Origin of the sequence: Pseudomonas sp. RA_105y_Pfl2_P56 (assembly GCF_963970845.1) — a bacterium.
Classification (GTDB): Bacteria; Pseudomonadota; Gammaproteobacteria; order Pseudomonadales; family Pseudomonadaceae; genus Aquipseudomonas; species Aquipseudomonas baetica_A.
The window spans coordinates 1-17,797 of record NZ_CAXAPL010000068.1 but is presented as its reverse complement, the minus strand read 5'-3'; the positions used below and the strand labels follow the sequence as shown (position 1 = coordinate 17,797).

The window sequence follows — 17,797 nt, the reverse complement described above, 5'->3', positions numbered from 1 at the left end:
CATCCCGAACTCAGCAGTGAAACGATGCATCGCCGATGGTAGTGTGGGGTTTCCCCATGTGAGAGTAGGTCATCGTCAAGATTAAATTCCGAAACCCCAATTGCGAAAGCAGTTGGGGTTTTGTTTTAGTAGAAGTACCGATTTTTGCTGGCTCGTTACCGTGTTGACGGGCCAGATACAGAATTTCTTGACGACCATAGAGCGTTGGAACCACCTGATCCCATCCCGAACTCAGCAGTGAAACGATGCATCGCCGATGGTAGTGTGGGGTTTCCCCATGTGAGAGTAGGTCATCGTCAAGATTGAATTCCGAGACCCCTGTCTGCTAACGCAGTCAGGGGTTTTCTCGTTCAGGGCTTACTGCTTTATGAGCCTTGCTGATGTATCGAACCTGCCATTTGCGCCACCTGGTATAACGCTAGTCACTGGCGCCCCCCCCAATCAAAACACCGAACACTGCAATCATCATTTGTTCAGTGTGCCTGGCGCTCGAGTAGTGGTCAGAAAACCTTCCGCGACACAGGCTCTGGATCACCGTTCGGCGGGAATCTGGCAGAAGTGACGTCCATTTCGTGCAAAGCCCTAAGATTTCTGCGAAACGTGCCGACAGACTGGTGAGACATGCGTGCACCAAAGTAGAGCAGACAGTAGAACGCTGCTTACGCTGTTACATGGAATGTTGCATCCCGGAACGCATCCCCACATTTGTCATAAGAAGTCCCATGAAATGAATCTCAAGTTCAGCCATAAAATCCTGCTGGCCGCCTCGGGCGTCGTGGTCCTGGCGTTCGCGCTGTTCACCCTCTATAACGACTATCTTCAGCGAAATACCATTCGCCAGAACCTGCAGTCTTCCGTGCAGCAAGCGGGCGATCTGACTGCCAGCAGCGTGCAGAACTGGATGAGCGGGCGGATTCTGGTTCTGGAGAACCTCGCGCAGAACGTTGCCCATCAGGGCAAGGACGCTGATTTTTCGGGGCTGGTTGATCAACCGGCCTTCACCTCTAACTTCCAGTTCACCTATGTCGGTCAGGCCAACGGTGTGTTCACTCAACGCCCTGACGCGAAGATGCCGGACAGTTACGATCCGCGGCAGCGCCCCTGGTACAAGCAAGCAGTGGTCGCCGACAAAACCATGCTGACGCCGCCCTATATGGCCGCCGTCGGCGGTCTGGTGGTGACCATCGCCATGCCGGTGAAAAAGAACGGTGAACTGCTCGGCGTGGTCGGTGGTGATCTGAGTCTGGAAACCTTGGTGAAGATCATCAACTCGGTGGACTTCGGTGGTTTGGGTCATGCGTTCCTGGTCAGCGCCGACGGTCAGGTGATCGTCAGCCCGGATAAAGATCAGGTGATGAAGAACCTCAAGGACATCTACCCCAACTCCAGCGTGCGCATCGAGAAGGGCAACCAGAACGTGGTGCTCAACGGCCAGGAACGCATCCTGTCGTTCACCCCGGTCAATGATCTGCCGAATGCCGAGTGGTACATCGGTCTGTCGATCGATCACGACAAAGCCTACGCCGCACTCAGCCAGTTCCGTACTTCGGCGTTGATCGCGATGTTCGTTGCCGTGGGTGCCATTGCTCTTCTGCTGAGCCTTTTGATCAACGTGTTGATGCGCCCGCTGACCACCATGGGCCGTGCAATGCAGGACATCGCCCAGGGCGAAGGCGATTTGACCCGGCGTCTGGTGGTCGAGAGCAAAGATGAATTCGGTGAACTGGGCAGTGCCTTCAACCAGTTCGTGGAGCGGATTCACGCGTCGATTTCCGAAGTGTCTTCGGCCACTCGCCATGTGCATGATCTGTCGCAACGGGTGATGGCATCGTCCAATGCCTCGATTGTCGGCTCCGATGAGCAGAGTGCGCGTACCAACAGCGTGGCCGCGGCGATTAACGAGTTGGGCGCCGCCACGCAGGAAATCGCCCGTAACGCCGCCGACGCCTCGCAGCACGCCAGCGGTGCCAGCGAGCAGGCTGATGATGGCCGTCAAGTGGTGGAGCAAACCATTCTGGCAATGACAGAGTTGTCGCAGAAGATCAGCCTGTCGTGCACTCAGATCGAAACCCTGAATGCCAGCACCGACAACATCGGCCACATCCTCGATGTGATCAAAGGCATATCGCAGCAGACTAATTTGCTGGCGCTCAATGCCGCCATCGAAGCGGCGCGTGCCGGTGAAGCCGGTCGTGGTTTTGCGGTAGTGGCGGACGAAGTGCGTAACCTTGCCCATCGCACTCAGGAATCGGCGGAAGAGATCCACAAGATGATCACTTCCCTGCAGGTCGGTTCGCGTGAAGCGGTGAGCACCATGAACGCCAGTCAGGCGTCCAGCGAGCAGAGTGTTGAAGTGGCCAACCAGGCCGGTCTGCGCCTGGTCAGCGTCACCCAGCGTATCGGTGAAATCGACGGTATGAACCAGTCAGTGGCCGCCGCCACCGAAGAGCAGACCGCGGTGGTGGAAACCCTCAACGTCGACGTTAACCAGATCAACCTGTTGAATCAGCAGAGCGTGGCCAACCTCAACGAGACGTTGAAGGATTGTGATGCGTTGTCGCAGCAGGCGAACCGGTTGAAGCAGTTGGTCGACAGTTTCAAAATCTGACCTGAAGTCAGATCGCGTTATCGTTCTTCGCGAGCAAGCCCGCTTCCACAGTTTTTGGCGCACACAATATTTGTGTAAGACCAAGATCCTGTGGACGCGGGCTTGCTCGCGATAGCGGTAGTTCAGTCACCGCTAAACCAAAGCCTTAAACAAACAGCTTCAAAACATTCCCCATCGCATCATCGGCAAACCCCTGCACAAACTCCTTGAACCCCGGCAGGGCTTCGGCCCCCCCACTGGCAGGCTCGGCAATGATCGTCCAGGTCGCCCGCGACTTGCCTTCGCCCAGCGATTCCACATTCATCGCTGCCCACAGATTGGCCACGCCCAAGGTGTTGTAGATCGTCGTCCAGGTCATGCACCGTGCCTGTTCATCGCGGGAGTTGAGTTGTTCAACCACCACGTTGCCATCCTTGAAGCATTTCTTGCGCAGCGAAGCCACGCCCTCGCCGGTCATTTCGATGTGCGACAGCGCCGGAATGAACCGGTCGAAACCGCCGAAGTTGCCGACCACCGCCCAGACGTGTGCAGCGTCGGCCGGCACTTCCACTGAAGAGACGACGTGGCAGCCGTGCGGGTTTTTGATCAGGGTGTCCGGTTGCAGAGTGCTCATGGTGTTGCTCCTTTTTGATGAACTAGATGAAGTTGATTTCTTTCAGGTAATCGCAGCCGCGACGCAGCAGCGCCGGGGATTTTTCCGGGTAGTGCGCGCCCATTTGCTGCACGCCGGCCTCGGCGTTGGCATGGCCGATCAGGGAGATGTCGCCGATGTCTTCCTCGAAGCCGTTGAGGTAGAAACCGAGCACACCGAACAGCGCGTTGTCGGCATCGACTCGCCCCAGTTGCTGCTGCCAGTCCGCGACGCTGACCAGCGAGAACTCATTGCCGGTTTCGCGAAACGAATCGACATAGGCGTCCCAGCTCAAAGGCTCGGGGTTGTGCAGGTTGAACACCGCGCGCTGCGCCGAATAACGGCTGGCGTGGAAGGCGATGAAACGGGCGAGAAAGTCCACCGGCATCAAGTCGAAATTCAGCGCGAAGGCCGGCACCTGACCGAGTTGGAGTGAGCCTTTGAGCATCAGCATCAAGCGGTTTTTGTGCGGCTGGCAGACACCGCTCAGGCTGTTGAAGCTGATATTGCCGGGGCGATACAGATTGACCTGAACCCCGAGCGTGCGCGCCCGTTCGAGGATACGTTCACCGACCCATTTCGACAGGTTGTAGCCGTTGCGAATGTAGATCGGTGGCGTTGGCGCGGCGGGCAGTTCCAGGACCCGGCCGGCGTCATCGACCGTGCTTGAGGCCGACAGCGTCGAGACGAAATTGAAGATCTTTTTGCTGCGCCCCTCACACAGGCGCAGCAAGGCGAAAATCGGCTCGACGTTGTCCGCCGCCAGCGACTCGTAATCGAGTACGTGATTGACGTTGGCGGCGTTGTGCACCAGTGCGCCGAACTCGCGATCAAGGCGTTGATAATCGTCGTCAGCCAATCCCAGTTGCGGTCGAGAGATATCTGCCGCGTAGACGCGCACTCGACTCAGATCCAGGTGTTCGAGACGGTTCTCGCGCAACGATTGTGCAAAGCGCTGCTCCGCCGTTAACCCGCCGCCATCACGCACCAGACACGCCACTTCGCTCGCGCCCCAACCGAGCAGCGCCTCGACAATATGTACGCCGACGAAACTGTTGGCGCCGGTGACGATCACCTTGTGCACATCGCCCATGCGGCTGATCGGCAATGGCTCGATCTCCAGCGCTCGTTCGGCATCGGCCATGGCCAGAGCGCTGAGCACGGTGCTGGCATCGCTGCCACGCACCAGCGTCGCCAGTTTGATGATGGTTGGCCGTTCGATGAAGCGGTTGATCGAGATGCTGCGGCCGAACTCCTCACGCAAGCGCAGCAACATCCGCGAAAGCAAAATCGAGTGCCCACCGAGATTGAAGAAGCTTTCGTCGGTGCAAATATCACCGGGCGGCAGCTCCAGCAGTTGCGCCCAGATCTCCAGCAGCAGGGCTTCGTCGGCATTCGCCGGCAGGCATTTCGGGCCGCTGTCCTGGACGCTCACCGGCAGATCGAGCAGCGCTTTGCGGTCGACCTTGCCGTTGCTGGCGAACGGCATGCTCGGCAGCTCAGTCCACGCCACCGGTTGCATGTAGTCGGGCAGAAACTGCTGGGCGTGGGCCTTCAGCGCTTCACGTGCGGCGTCCGATTGAGGCTGGGCGAGAAACGCCAGAATCCGCCGCTGACTGTCGATCACCACGGCGATTTGTCGGTACAGCTGACTCTCGCGCAGGCAACGTTCGATCTCTTCCGGCTCGACCCGGAAACCGCGGATCTTCACTTGATTGTCGCGCCGCCCGCACAGCTCGATACCGTGCTCGCCCCACTTGGCCATGTCGCCGCTGCGGTAGGCGCGCAACGGCTGGCCATCCGGCAGATTCAGGGTCAAGTAGCGCTCGGCAGTCTGCTCTGGATTGTTCAGGTAACCGAGGCAGACGCCGGGACCGACGATGAACAGTTCGCCCACGGTGTGCTCGGCCACCGGTTGCAGATCGTCATCAAGAATCAGCACTTGGCTATTGGCGATCGGTGCGCCGAGGGTTCGATTGCTGTCGCCGGGTTTGAGCTGGCGAGCGGTGATCAGCACGGTGGCTTCGGTGGGGCCATAGAGATTGTGCAGTGTGCCCTGGCGGGTCAGTTGCTCGATGACGAACGGCTCACAGACATCGCCGCCGGTCATCACCTGCTGCACGCTTTGCAGTTGCTCCAGCGGCAGGATGCTCAGTAGCGCCGGCGGCAGAAACGCGTGGGTCAGTTGCCGACGACGGATGAGTGCGACCAGTTGCAGCGGATCACGCCGTTGCGTGTCATTGGGCACCACCAGTTCGGCGCCTTCGAGCAGGGTCGGGAAAATATCGATCAGCGAGGAATCGAAGCTCAGCGAAGAAAACTGCAACACCCGACTCTCGGCCTGCAGTTGCGTGTAGTCGGCGTACCACGCGGTGAAGTGCGCGAGATTCGCCTGACTGAGCAGCACACCCTTCGGATGCCCGGTGGTCCCCGAGGTGTAGAGCGCCATGCACGGTGCGTCGAGTTCCGGGCGCTGGCGCATCAGGGGGCGACCGAGATCGGCGTCTGTACTGTCGATATGGCTGACATTCAGCCCCGGCATGGTTTCGCTCAGCGGATGTTCACCGTCATGCAACAACAGCAAGGCACCCGCGTTTTCCAGGATGTATTGCTGGCGCTGCAACGGATGGCTCGGCTCCAGCGGCAAGTACACCGCGCCGCTGCCGAGAATCGCCAGTATCGAGGCAAACAGTGCAGGGCTTTTCGGCAGGCAAATGCCGACCACCCACGGTTGCGGATGCTGGTCGAGCAGCGGCTGCAAGCGCTGTTGAATCGCCCGGCTGTGAGCGTGCAACTGACGGTAGCTGATCGACTGCTCGGCGACGTGTAGCGCCGGGCGTTCGGCGTGGCGGATCAGGCTCTGTTGCAGGCCTTCGATCAGCGGAGTCTGTGCCTGTTGCAGCAGCGCCGGGTGCGCTGTGGCGTTGAGGCGATGAACGTAGGCCAGGCTGTCGAGGAACAGCAGGTTTTGCACCTGTTCAAAGTCTGGCGCAGCAACACACGCAACCTGTTGGAAATATGACTCATCACGGGAGAAGCGGCTGACCAGCAATGCCACCTCGTCGACCACATGCGCCAGGGCCCTTTGGCGCAGTGATTGGCCATTGCCTGAAGGCTCATCCGCTATCGGCGTGCGGCTGATCAGTGACGAGCCGAGAAAGCACAGCAGGTCGAGTGTCGGCAAACCTGCACTGCCTTGTGCATCGACACCCAGGCGCAGATGCAGGTGTGGAATGGCGCAGAGATCGCCGGCTGCAATGAAGCCATCGTCGATGATCAAATCCACCGTCGATTTCGCTGCGCCGTTGCGCCGCAATGTATGCCCGTGTTGTTCAAGCTCCACCGCCAGGTCAGCCATGGCCTGGCTTGTGCCAATCAGCAAAATGTCGAGACGTTTCATGTCGGCCTCCTCTTCAAACCAGATAGTCGTGCAGGGCGTGCTGGACACACGGCGTGTCGAGCAGCGAGCTGTTGTGGAAGAACTTCACGATGTTGCCGACCAAGGGGTGGTGGCGGTTGATCGGAAAGGCCAGTCCGGCCATTTCGCTCTTGAGCGAGTGGCGCGTGGCGTCGTTGACCGGCAGTGCATCGATCAGGCGCAGGTCGAAGGATTTCTGGATGTCGTTGGTCAGGTAATGTTCGATGAACACCGGCAGAATCTGCGCGATGGTTTCGCGATCTGCCTGGCCTGCGGTGTGCCAATAGATGCGCACCATCCGCGCCCAGAAACTTGAATGGCGACCCTCGTCGAGCAAGTGGTCGGCCATCAGGCCCTTGATCGATGGCTTGACCGTGTCGTCCCGGGCGAACGCCGCGACGTCACCGGTCACGGTGTTTTCCGCGATGGCCACGCAGATCAATTCCACGGCGCTGCGCAGGTGCTCAGGTGCCAGCGCAACGGCAGCCGGAATCGCCCGACTCAGCTCGATTTCATCGGGCAACTGAATCGGCTCGATGCCGGTCATGGCCACCGTTTGCTGCATGAAATCCATCGCCACCAGTGCGTGGTAATCCTCGTCCACCACCACGGTCATCGCGTCGTAACGACAGGCATACGGGAAGGGCACGGCGAAACGGTTCTTGGCGATGCTGCGGGCGGTCTTGTCGACGATTTCGGTTTCGAAGATCACCACGTCGTTGATGAACTTGTACAGCGTCTGCACCAAGGCGAAATCACGCTGTTGCGGACATTCGCGCAGGAAGGTGTCGCAGAGCACCAGCGGTTGGCGGCTGAGCGGATAGATCAGGCGCTGGTCGTCCTCCAGTACCCGTCGCGGGCGGGTCCGGATGGTTGCGCGGCTCTCCCACGCCTCGGCGAAAGATTGGTAATCGGCGGCATTCATCGGGCCACCTCCGCCAACGGTTCACGCATGCTCAGGCGCAGGCCGTCCCACAGTGCGATGCGGCTTTCGACGGCGGCAATGGCGCTGGCGTAAACCTCGCTTTCTCGCTGCGGGTCGCCGTCGACGAGCCTTTCAAGAAGCTGTTCCGCCGCCGGGCCGTGATCCTCGGAGTCGACTTCGATGTGCCGCTCCAGGTAGTAGCGGAAGGTCGGCGCCTGTTCGATGCCGATGCCCCAGTCATCGAGGATGCGCTGGAACATGGTCGGGATCACACTTTCGCGGCCATGCAGAAACGCAGCGGCCACGCTGTGTCCCGGCGCATGCAGGGCAATGCGTAACGTGTCGCGGACAAACTGCGCGGCGGCCGGATCGATCTCGATGCTCTGCAGTGCCACGTCATAGCTCACGCCTTCTTGCTGCAGCGCGACGAAGCGTTCCACAGCCGAGGTACTCGCACCGACTTCGCGCATCGCATCCAGATACAACTCGAAATGGCTGTAATGACCATGGCTCAGGCAGTCGTCGGATTCTTCACCGAGGACAATTTCATTGATCAGACGTGCGGCATGGGGATCACGCGGTGGCAGCCAGGGCAGACGGGTGCAAGTCAGTTCCTGTTGCAGGCGTTTGGTCAGCGACATGAAATCCCACACGGCAAACACATGGGTTTCCATGAAACGTTGCAAGGTACTCAATGAGTCGATTTCGCCAAAGATGGGGTGAACGCTAAGTTCGGCTTTCTTCTGGGCAAGTTGGTGCTTTATTTGAGACATGACGGGCCTTTATCCTTGATGTGAAATGGGACAGCTCTTTCAACTGCGCAATCAATGGAACAGCGGCTTGTTATTCTTTTTCCAGGCGTACGGCAGCCTCATACAAATCAATGAAGTTGGATTGATGTATGTCTAGAACTGCGCGGCAGCCGGACTGGGCGTTGCCATCCCTTTACTTGTAAGGTTGGTCTGCGCCCCACTGGTGCGGGAAGTTCAAGCTCGGCGAGGAAAAACTAATACAACGCCAAACAAATTAACAAGTCTAATTTTAATTATTTTTAGTTGTCGTTTTTTCAAGTATGAGTGTGCCCGATAAAACTATTTGAATAAGTTTTATTGGGGCGAAGTTGCTCCTTTCGGACAATAAAGGCCAAAATGAAATGTACAGAGTGAATGCCTCACTCGAAGCAACTTTGTGATGAAGAGATTTAAGTTATTTGAAGGGATGAAAGTGGGCGATGACGGGCGCCGATTCTTTCCTTTTCCCGTGACAAGGCTCCTTCCGTAGGTTCCTGTTGCGGGGACTGCGCCGGCGGTGCGGTGCGTCGCCCGTTCTTTTTGGGTTGGCCGTTCAAGAGTGAGGGTAAATGGCCGCCACGGCTATTACCGATTCTTCACCGCAGGGGTGCAAGTTTCGGGCTGATTGACGCAGGGAGGTTAGAGCGAAGGGGTATGGATGCCAGCGTATTTGTGGCCGGTGCGCGGAGGATTTGTAAGCGGGTTATTCGCCGGGCAGACCTGCAAGTCTGAGCCCGGCGTGCAGGGATCAACGTGTGGCTTTGCGGTTTTGCGCGGCAGAACTGGCGAGATACTCGGTGATGACATCGACACCACGGTTGAGGTGCTGTTCGAGCAGAGCGATCGAGCGTTCGACATCACGCTCGATCACCGCTTGCAGCATGGCGCGATGGTCGTCCTGAGACAGTTTGCCCAGGCCCATGGCGTCGAGGTTGAAACGCAGGAAGCGCTCCTCTTCGTTGAGCCCGTCCTCCACCAGACGCAACAGCCGCTGGTTGGGCGCCTTGCAGTACAACGCCATGTGGAACAGGCGGTTGAGCTGGCCGATTTCCGTGTAATCGTGTTGAGCCTCTAACGCTTCGATGTAACGGGCTGCCTGTGCGTGATCAGCGTCGGTCAGCAGTGGAATCGACTGACGCATGGCTTCGGACTCGAGCAGAATGCGCAACTCGTAGGTTTGCGCGGCATCACCCTGAATCAGCGGGGCCACCACGGCACCTTTGTGCGTGGTAACGCTCAGCAGTGCCTGCGCCTCGAGCTGGCGCAAAGCTTCGCGCACCGGCATGCGGCTGACACCGAACAGATCAGCGAGATCCTGCTGGCGTAGGGCTGTGCCACACGGTAGACGACCATCAAGGATGGCGGCACGCAGGGTTTCTTCGATCGTCGAGCGAGCCAAGTGAGCGGGAATCGGCCCATCGACTTTGATGCTCTGCAGCGGTTTGGGCTTCTGAGTCACGACTACGCACCCTGTATGTCGACTGAATTTGGATCCAAATGACACTAGAGATTGCTCTACAGGTTGTCAAACCGTGTAGAGGATCTCCGTCACATTTGAAGTTTAGCGCGTCGTGGATGATCTCATGGTGCCATTGTTTTTTCCCCGGCTAAGCTTCACCATCAAACGCTTTCATTCCTGCCTCCTGGAAACCTGCTGTGGCGGTACGTTTCGTGATCCCCCGCACGTTGCGCTGGTTAGGCTGCGCACTGCTGCTGGCCGGCCTCATGCTGGGCGGTCTGCATGCCGATTGGGATTTTTCGGCGATCAGCCGCAAGGCTACGGCACTCTATGGACCGCTGGGCGCAGGGCAGCAGCGGATTGATGCCTGGCAAAATCTGCTGGCGACGCAGAAACAGGTCAGCGAAATGGACAAGCTCAAGGTGGTGAACCTGTTTTTCAACAAACAGGTGCGCTATGTCGAAGACATCGACCTGTGGCACGAGGTCGACTATTGGGAAACCCCGATTGAGGCGCTGTGGAAGGGCGCCGGCGATTGTGAAGACTACGCGATCGCCAAGTATTTCAGTCTGCGCCACCTGGGCGTTTCCAGCGACAAGCTGCGCATCACTTACGTCAAGGCACTGCGCCAGAACCGCGCGCACATGGTGCTGACTTACTATTCCACGCCCGACGCCATGCCGCTGGTGCTCGACAGTCTGATCGATTCGATCCAGCCTGCGTCCCAACGGACCGATTTGCTGCCGGTCTATTCTTTCAATGCCGAAGGTCTGTATTTGCCGGGGGCCAAGGGCAACAAAAAGGTCGGCGACACCAAACGCCTGTCGCGCTGGCAGGATGTGCTGAAAAAAATGCAGGCCGAAGGTTTCCCGGTCGAAACGATTAACTAGGAGCACGCGCTCAGATGTCTTTGTTCAAACAGCTGTTGATCGCTATCTGTCTGTTCCTGGTGGTCGCCTTCACCGGCAGCTTCATGGTCAGTCTGGAGAGCTCGCGCACCCAGTACGTCAACCAGTTGCGCTCCCACGCTCAGGACGCGGCGACGGCGCTGGCGTTGTCATTGACGCCTAATATCGACGATCCGGCGATGGTCGAGTTGCTGGTCAGTTCGATTTTCGACAGCGGCTATTACGCGAGCATCCGCGTGGTTGATCTGAAGACCGACAAGACCATCGTTGAGCGCAGCGGCATCCCTGCCGTTACCAACGTGCCCGATTGGTTCGTCAAACTGATTGGTCTGGAGCCCGCTGGCGGTGATGCGCTGGTCAGTCGTGGTTGGGAGCAGGCGGCAAGAGTTGAAGTGGTCAGTCACCCGATGTTCGCCCTCGCCAAGCTGTGGCAGAGCGCGCTGGGCAGTCTTGGCTGGTTGCTGATCTGCGGTGCCGTCAGTGCCGTACTCGGCGCGCTGTTGCTGCGCCGGCAATTGAAACCGCTGGATTACATGGTCCAGCAGTCCCATGCGATTGCCCGGCGCGAATTTCTCATCCTGCCGCAGCTACCGCGCACACCCGAGTTGCGGCGCGTGGTGCTGGCCATGAACCAGATGGTCGAGAAGCTCAAGGCGCTGTTTCAGGAACAGGCCGAGCGCAGTGAAAAACTGCGTGCAGAGTCCTATCAGGACAACCTCACGGGGCTGGCCAACCGGCGCTATTTCGAGATGCAGTTGAACAATCGGGTGAGTAACCCGGAGCAGGCCAGCTCCGGTTACTTGCTGTTATTGCGGGTCAAGGACCTGGCCGGGCTGAATCAGCGCCTTGGCGGCCAGCGCACTGATGAGTTGCTGAAAGCGGTTGGCGAGCAACTCTCCCGCGAGTGCGCCAGATACCCGGAAACCCAGAACCTCGTCACCCGCATTCGCGGCGGTGAATTCGCCGTGCTGGCGCCGGGGCTGGTCCGTGAGGAAGCGCTGCAACTGGCGCAAAGCCTTGATGCCGCGCTGGGCAGCTTGCATACCACGGGGGCTACCGATGTCGCGGCGGTGGCGTCGATTGGTCTGGCGCCGTTTGCCCACGGCGATTCGCCGCAAGCCGTGCTCAGCCTTGGCGATCAGGCGCTGGCGCAGGCCGAGGGGCAGGGCGAGCAGAACTGGGCGTGTATCGATCACAGCTTCACGGCTGACGTTGGCGACGATCACCACGCCTGGCACCGTTTGCTCGATCAGGCATTGAATCAGCGGCGTTTCGAGCTGTTCTTCCAACCGGTAGTGGCCGCTGAAGACACGCAGTTTGTGCTGCACTACAAAGTGCTGTCGCGGTTGCTTGATGATCAGGGGCAGACTATTGCGGCCGGGCGTTTCCTGCCGTGGCTGGAGCGTTTTGGCTGGACCGCGCGACTGGATCGCCTGATGCTCGAACGCGTGCTTGAGCAGATGATGGAGCATGAGGATTCGCTGGCGCTGAACCTGTCGTCCGCGACGTTGGCCGATCCGCAGGCGTTGAACAAAGTCTTCGAGATTTTACGGGCTCATTCCAATCTGGGGGAGCGTCTGACCCTGGAAATAGGCGAAGAGCAATTGCCGGAGCAAGCCGTACTGGAACAGTTGACCCGGCGTCTGCGCGAGCTTGGTTTCTCCTTGAGTCTGCAGCGTTTCGGCGGGCGCTTCAGCATGATCGGCAACCTGGCGCGGCTGGGGCTGGCGTACTTGAAGATCGATGGCAGCTACATTCGTGCGATCGATCAGGAGAGTGACAAGCGCTTGTTCATCGAGGCGATCCAGCGTGCGGCGCACAGCATTGATCTGCCGCTGATTGCCGAGCGTGTGGAGACTGAAGGGGAGTTGGCGGTGATTCGCGAGATGGGGCTGTATGGGGTACAGGGGCAGTTTTTGGGTGAGCCCAAGCCTTGGCGGTGATCTTTTAGTTTGGCGGCGTCACGGATGCCGCTTTCGCGAGCAAGCCCGCCCCCACGGGGGATTTGAGTTGTTGACCCGTTCCCCTGTGGGAGCGGGTTTGCTCGCGGATGGGCCTGAAGATTGAGTCTTCAGATCAACCCGCCCTCATCCTCGTCAATCAACTGACTCAACCCGCCCAACGCCTCACGCGCCTGGGTCCGGTCCATCAGTTTGGCCTGGGCCGCCGGGGGCAGGTCGGTGACGCGGATCACGCCTTTCTGGGTCAGCACCTGAATCAGGTCGTCGAGTACCCGAATCATTTCAAAGTCGCTCTGCTTGAGCTGTTTGAGGCTGTTTTCCACGGCTTCGTTGGCGTACCACGCCTGGATTTCGTGGTGGTCGGCGGGCAGCGTTTCCGTGGCCTCGGCGTAGGCCGTGGCTTCCACGCGAATCAACTGGCCTTGCGCATCGCGTTGCACGTAAAACATTGAGCATCCCTCAGAAATGAACCCGCGTCATGCTGTCAGCAGCATAGCCAACCGCACGCGAGTATGCGGTGCGGCGACGCAATCGTCACCGGTCCGGACAGCACAAACGTGACGGCCGCCCCATTGGGGCGGCCGTTTTGTTCACGGATCAGCTGTTGTTGTGGTCGACTTTGATGGTCGGATCGCTACCGGCAATCAGGTTGTGAATGTTGGCGCTGGACCAGTTGTTGCCTTCCAGTTTGATCGTCACGTCCGGCGTTGCGGCGGCTGTATCGCCCGAGTTGAACTTGCCGCCCGAGCTGACTTGCAGCGACGACACGCCATCGACCGTGGTGATCTTCAGGAAGTTGTCGATGGTGCTGCCGGTTTCGCCCTGCAACAGGTCACGCAGGTCGATGCGGTCACCTTCGCTGGCCTTGAAGTCCTTGATCACGTCGTTGCCGGTGTCGCCCGCCTTCCAGACGAAGGTGTCGGCACCGGAACCACCGATCAGGATGTCGTTGCCCTGCCCACCGATCAGCGTGTCGTTGCCGGTGCCACCGAGCAGGATGTCATTGCCTTTACCGCCGTCGAGCAAGTCGTTGCCGCCCGAGCCGAACAGAATGTCATTGCCCGCGCCGCCCAGCAGGGTGTCGTTGCCGTCATGCGCACCGGACACATCGAACGCCTGATAGTGCTCGGTGATGTACTGGTGCACATTGCTGGTGGTGACTTTGCTGACGTCGACGCCGGTTTCCTTGGCTACGAACGCCTGCATCGCCTGATAACCCTCGCCGGCAATGCCGTTGAAACTCACCAGATCGCCGAACAGGATGTCGTTGCCGTTGCCGCCGCTGACAGTGTCGTTGCCCGGCATCGTCGCTTCGGTGTGGCCGATGATCGAGTTGGCCAGGTCCTTCGGATCGATGTTGGTTTGCGGCGTGTGGTCTGAGTCGTACGGCTTCAGATCGTTGAGGCTGACGCCGGTGTTGATACCGATGGCCTCGACGTTCGACAGACCGCTGAGCAGCGTGAAGCTACTGTTGGAGTTGCTGGTGGTCGACGAGTCGGTGCTGTTGCCGGTGCCGGCCAGGCTCGACAGCTCATAGGTACCGTCGCCCTGAGCGTGAATAGTGCCCAGACTGCTCCAGTTCCAACTGCCATTCTTGTACGTCTGCAATACCACGCTGCCGGCGCTGTTGATGCTCAGGTAGTGGGTGTTATCGATGTAAGTGCTGAAGGTGTCGCCCAGCTTGTAGTTGCTGGTCGTCACCACGCTGTCGAGCTTAACGCTGCCATACAGCGTCGGGTTGGTCTGCTCGCCGTTCTGATAGTAGGTCGGCTGGCCATCGGTGATGAAGTACGTGAGGTTTTTCGCCCCGGTGTTGGCCACCGCTTCAGCGCTCTGGAAGAAGTTGGCCGTGGTCTTGAACACGTCCTCGTAGTTGGTGCCGCCGCCGGACGTCATCGAGTCCAGCACGGCCTTGAGCTTGGTCAGGGCGTTCGGGTCATTGAGGTTCACCGACACCGATTTGTTGACCTGGGTATCGAAGTCCACCAGGAAGATGTTCACCGTGCCCGAATTGCTGCCGCCCAGGCTTTGCTTGAGGGTGTTGAACACCGATGTCAGCGAGTCCTTGGCCGCGTTGATGGACGAGGTGCTCATACTGCCGGAGCTGTCGACCATGAATGCGATGTTGTAGTTGGTGCCCGGCACGACGGTCAGACCGCCGATGTCGGCAACGATGATGTCGTTGCCATCGGTACCGGTGACGGTGTCATCGGCCGAAGTGGCGACGATGGCGTTGTAGACCGCCGGCACCACGGTGACCGGAATGGTTGCCGTGCTGCTCGCCGAGCCGCCGACCTGTTCGGTGGACGTCGAGGTCACGGTCAGGTTGAACTGGCCGTTGTAGTACGGCGGTGGCGTGACGGTCAGGCTGCCGAGATTCCAGCCAGTGACGTTGGCATCGCCGCTGGTCGCCGTGACGGTAAAGGTATGGCCCGCGCCATCGCTGAGCACCGAGCCGACCGGTGCGCCGCTGATCTTCACGCTCAGGGTTTCCGAACCATCGGTGTCGGTCAGCGCAGTGGAGACCGCCGACAGTTTGACCGTGGTGCCTTCGGCACCAGTGTTGAGCTTGAAGCCGTCGTAATAGCCTTCGCCGTTGGTACCGTGCAGATCGGAGACGGTCACGCCGGAGTTGATCAAGTCCTGCACGCCGGTGTAGATCGGCACGCCAGCGCTGCTCAGGTCGATCGCCGTGCCGCCGTTGACCGACAGGTTGACGTCGTAGCTGCCTGGACCGTTCTGGTTGTGGTGGTAGATGTCCAGGGTGTAGTAACCGCTGGTGGTCGGGGTGAACGAACCGTTGAGGTTGCCGCCCGCGCCCCACGTCGTGGCTGCCACGTTTTTACCGCCGATGGTCACCAGCAAGCTGTCATCGCCGACACCGCTGAAGGTGTAGGTCTTGCCCGCTTCCAGATAGATCAGGCCGGATGTTTTCGAGGCGGTACCGGCGGCTACACTGCCGTCGGACTGCACATTGGTCACGGTGCCGCTGGAGTTCGGTGTGCCCGCGCCGTCGATCACGTTTTTCAACGTGGTCGAATCGGCGCCGTTGCCATTGGTGCCCAGGCCCGACAGGCCGGTCCAGACTTCCTTGATCAGCCCGGTGGACTTCACGCTGTTGTCGGCCACGCTCACGGTCGGGGCATCGGCCACCGGCGTGATGTCGATTTTTACGGTGCCGGTGTTGCCCAGCAGTTGGCCGTCGGTTGGCTGGAACTTGATCTGTGCGTAGTCCGCCTGGTTATTGCCCACACCGGTGCCGCCGTAACCGTTCACGCCCGACTCGTTGGCATCCGGCATGAAACGCAGTTTGCCAGCGTCGATGTCGGCCTTGCTGAAGGTCTGGTTGGTGGCGACGTCTTTCCAGGTCGAGCCGTCCAGATACTGCAGTTTGCCTTCACCCGGCAACTGAGTGATTTTCACGCCCAGGCTGCTGGCCGGGCTGTCGACGTCGGTGACACCAAAGGTCGACCAGCCGAGGATCAGCGGCGTGTCTTCGGTGCCGGTGACGTTGACCGGTGCCGCTACCGGCGCATCATTGACTGCCACCACGTTAACCGTGGTGGTCGCGGTGTTGGAGTAGTTGCCGCCATCGGTCACCTTCACGGTGATGATCCGCGGCACGGTGCTTGGGTCTTCACTGTTGTTGGTGAAGCTGATGTTCTTGATCGCCTGCATGTAGTCGGCCAGCGTCGCGTTGCCCGACAAGGTCAGGGTAACGGTGCCGTTGGTGCTGTTGGCATTGATGGTGATGCCGTTGACGCTGTTGCCCAGGTTCAGCGCATCGCCGTCCTGACGGTTGGTCAGAGTGACGGTCGCGCCCGTCAGCAGGGTGCTGTCCGGATCGGTGATGCTGATGTCGGTGTCGGCAATCGACACGCCCGCACCCGGAGTGTTTTCGGTGAAGGTCACCTTGTAGTCGGCACCGGTCGCGCCGCTGGAGTTGTTGGCGTCCAGATCGAGAACCGGCGGTGCATCGTTGTCGATGATCGAGGTGCTGACGCTGCCATTGGTGCTACTGACGGCGAGGTTCTCGAAGTTGCCGCCAGTGGCCGAGTCGATCTTGACCACGAAGTTCTCGGTGCCTTCGGTGATCTTGTCATCGATGGTCGCGACGTTGAACTGCGCACTGCTGGCGCCCGTCGGGATCTTCACGGTGTACACACCGGTGAAGTCCGAACCGTCGGCAGCGGTGCCGCTGTAAACGATTTTCAGGGTCACTTCAGTTTGCGCCGGGTGGGTCAGGCTGACGGTGTAGCTGGCGGTCTGGCCTTCGGTTACCGAGGTGCTGCCGGTGATGCTGACAGTGGTCGTGTCGATGGTGTCGGTAACGTTGGTCACGGCTGGTGTGTTGCTGGTCACCAGGTTTTCGAAGCTGCCGCCGCTGGTGCCGGTGATGGTTGCCTGCACGGTGCCAGCGTCTTTGTAGACGTCGTCAGCCGGCGCTGGAACAGTCACGGTGCCCGTGGTTTTGCCGGTTTCGATGGTGATCACCGAGCCGTTGCTCAGGGTCACGGTGACTGGCGAGCCAGCGGCGTTGGTCAAGGTCGCGGTGTAAACGATCGAACCGCCCTCGGCCACTGTGCCGGTCGCAGTCAGCGACAGATTGGTGGTGTCGATGGTGTCAGTCACCGTGGTGCTGACCGGGGTCTTGTCGGCTACGAGGTTTTCGTAGTTGCCGCCGGTTACGCCGGTGATCGCATTGGTCAGTGGCGCATGACCGGTCAGCGCATCGTTTGGCGCAGTCGTGGTGACAGTGCCGGTGGTTTTACCCACTTCGATGGTGATGTTCTGACCGTTGGCCAAGGTCACGACGACTGGCGAGCCGGTCACTGGCGCGCCCACGGTGGCGGTGTAAGTGACGGTGCCGCCTTCTGCTGCGGTGCCGGTGGCGCTCAGTTTCACCGACGTGGTGTCGATGGTGTCAGTGACGCTGGTCACGGCCGGAACAGTGCTCGGTACCAGGTTTTCGAAGTTGCCGCCGGTGGCAGTCGAAATGGTTGCCTCGACCTTGCCGGCATCTTTGTAAACGTCATCAGCCGGCGCTGGAACTGTCACGGTGCCAGTGGTTTTACCGGCCTCGATGGTGATCACCG

Annotated in this window: 9 protein-coding genes, 2 rRNA genes and 2 pseudogenes; 6 read left to right on the top strand and 7 right to left on the bottom strand. The window is 59.5% G+C overall.

From position 1 onward, the window contains the following. The 4 genes and pseudogenes from rrf (AACY11_RS28560) to AACY11_RS28550 all read left to right on the top strand — a co-directional run. A 5S ribosomal RNA gene (gene rrf, locus AACY11_RS28560) occupies positions 1 to 81 on the top strand; the annotation flags it as partial. 105 nt (positions 82 to 186) lie between these two features. After that, positions 187 to 302: ribosomal RNA gene (gene rrf, locus AACY11_RS27395) — 5S ribosomal RNA — on the top strand. Between the two features lie 374 nt (positions 303 to 676). Next, positions 677 to 1,753 (top strand): annotated as a pseudogene (locus AACY11_RS28555) (HAMP domain-containing protein); the annotation flags it as partial. A 69-nt stretch (positions 1,754 to 1,822) separates the two neighbouring features. After that, complete coding sequence (locus tag AACY11_RS28550; RefSeq protein WP_371857642.1) at positions 1,823 to 2,608, top strand: methyl-accepting chemotaxis protein; 786 nt, start codon at positions 1,823 to 1,825, stop codon at positions 2,606 to 2,608. A gap of 145 nt (positions 2,609 to 2,753) precedes the next feature. On the opposite strand, the gene AACY11_RS27385 is transcribed toward AACY11_RS28550, so the two are convergent. The 5 genes from AACY11_RS27385 to AACY11_RS27365 all read right to left on the bottom strand — a co-directional run bounded on the left by AACY11_RS27385 (position 2,754) and on the right by AACY11_RS27365 (position 9,832). Beyond that, a complete protein-coding gene (locus tag AACY11_RS27385; RefSeq protein WP_339434193.1) occupies positions 2,754 to 3,221 on the bottom strand; it encodes an SRPBCC family protein in 468 nt (155 codons plus the stop codon). 22 nt (positions 3,222 to 3,243) lie between these two features. Further along, positions 3,244 to 6,639 carry an amino acid adenylation domain-containing protein gene (locus AACY11_RS27380; protein ID WP_339434192.1) on the bottom strand — a complete coding sequence of 1,132 codons (3,396 nt, stop codon included), beginning with the start codon at positions 6,637 to 6,639 and terminating at the stop codon, positions 3,244 to 3,246. Between the two features lie 13 nt (positions 6,640 to 6,652). Next, entirely contained in the window at positions 6,653 to 7,582 is a 930-nt protein-coding gene (locus tag AACY11_RS27375) for a diiron oxygenase (RefSeq protein WP_339434191.1), read from the bottom strand. Then, positions 7,579 to 8,355 (bottom strand): DUF3050 domain-containing protein, encoded by a 777-nt coding sequence (locus AACY11_RS27370; RefSeq protein WP_339434190.1) that lies wholly within the window; start codon positions 8,353 to 8,355, stop codon positions 7,579 to 7,581. The genes AACY11_RS27375 and AACY11_RS27370 overlap by 4 nt, the downstream gene beginning before the upstream one ends. Positions 8,356 to 9,121: 766 nt before the next feature. Then, positions 9,122 to 9,832 (bottom strand): GntR family transcriptional regulator, encoded by a 711-nt coding sequence (locus tag AACY11_RS27365; protein ID WP_339434189.1) that lies wholly within the window; start codon positions 9,830 to 9,832, stop codon positions 9,122 to 9,124. 197 nt (positions 9,833 to 10,029) lie between these two features. Here AACY11_RS27365 and lapG point away from each other — a divergent pair, with 197 nt between their 5' ends. Beyond that, positions 10,030 to 10,722, top strand: a complete 693-nt coding sequence (gene lapG, locus AACY11_RS27360; RefSeq protein WP_339434188.1) for a cysteine protease LapG — start codon at positions 10,030 to 10,032, stop codon at positions 10,720 to 10,722. 14 nt (positions 10,723 to 10,736) lie between these two features. Further along, entirely contained in the window at positions 10,737 to 12,683 is a 1,947-nt protein-coding gene (gene lapD / locus AACY11_RS27355; RefSeq protein ID WP_339434187.1) for a cyclic di-GMP receptor LapD, read from the top strand. Positions 12,684 to 12,811: 128 nt separating this feature from the next. Here lapD and AACY11_RS27350 read toward each other — a convergent pair whose 3' ends face one another. Then, positions 12,812 to 13,150, bottom strand: coding sequence for a tryptophan synthase subunit beta (locus AACY11_RS27350; protein ID WP_339434186.1), 339 nt, complete (start codon positions 13,148 to 13,150; stop codon positions 12,812 to 12,814). Positions 13,151 to 13,298: 148 nt separating this feature from the next. Beyond that, positions 13,299 to 17,797: pseudogene (locus AACY11_RS27345) on the bottom strand (LapA family giant adhesin); the annotation flags it as partial.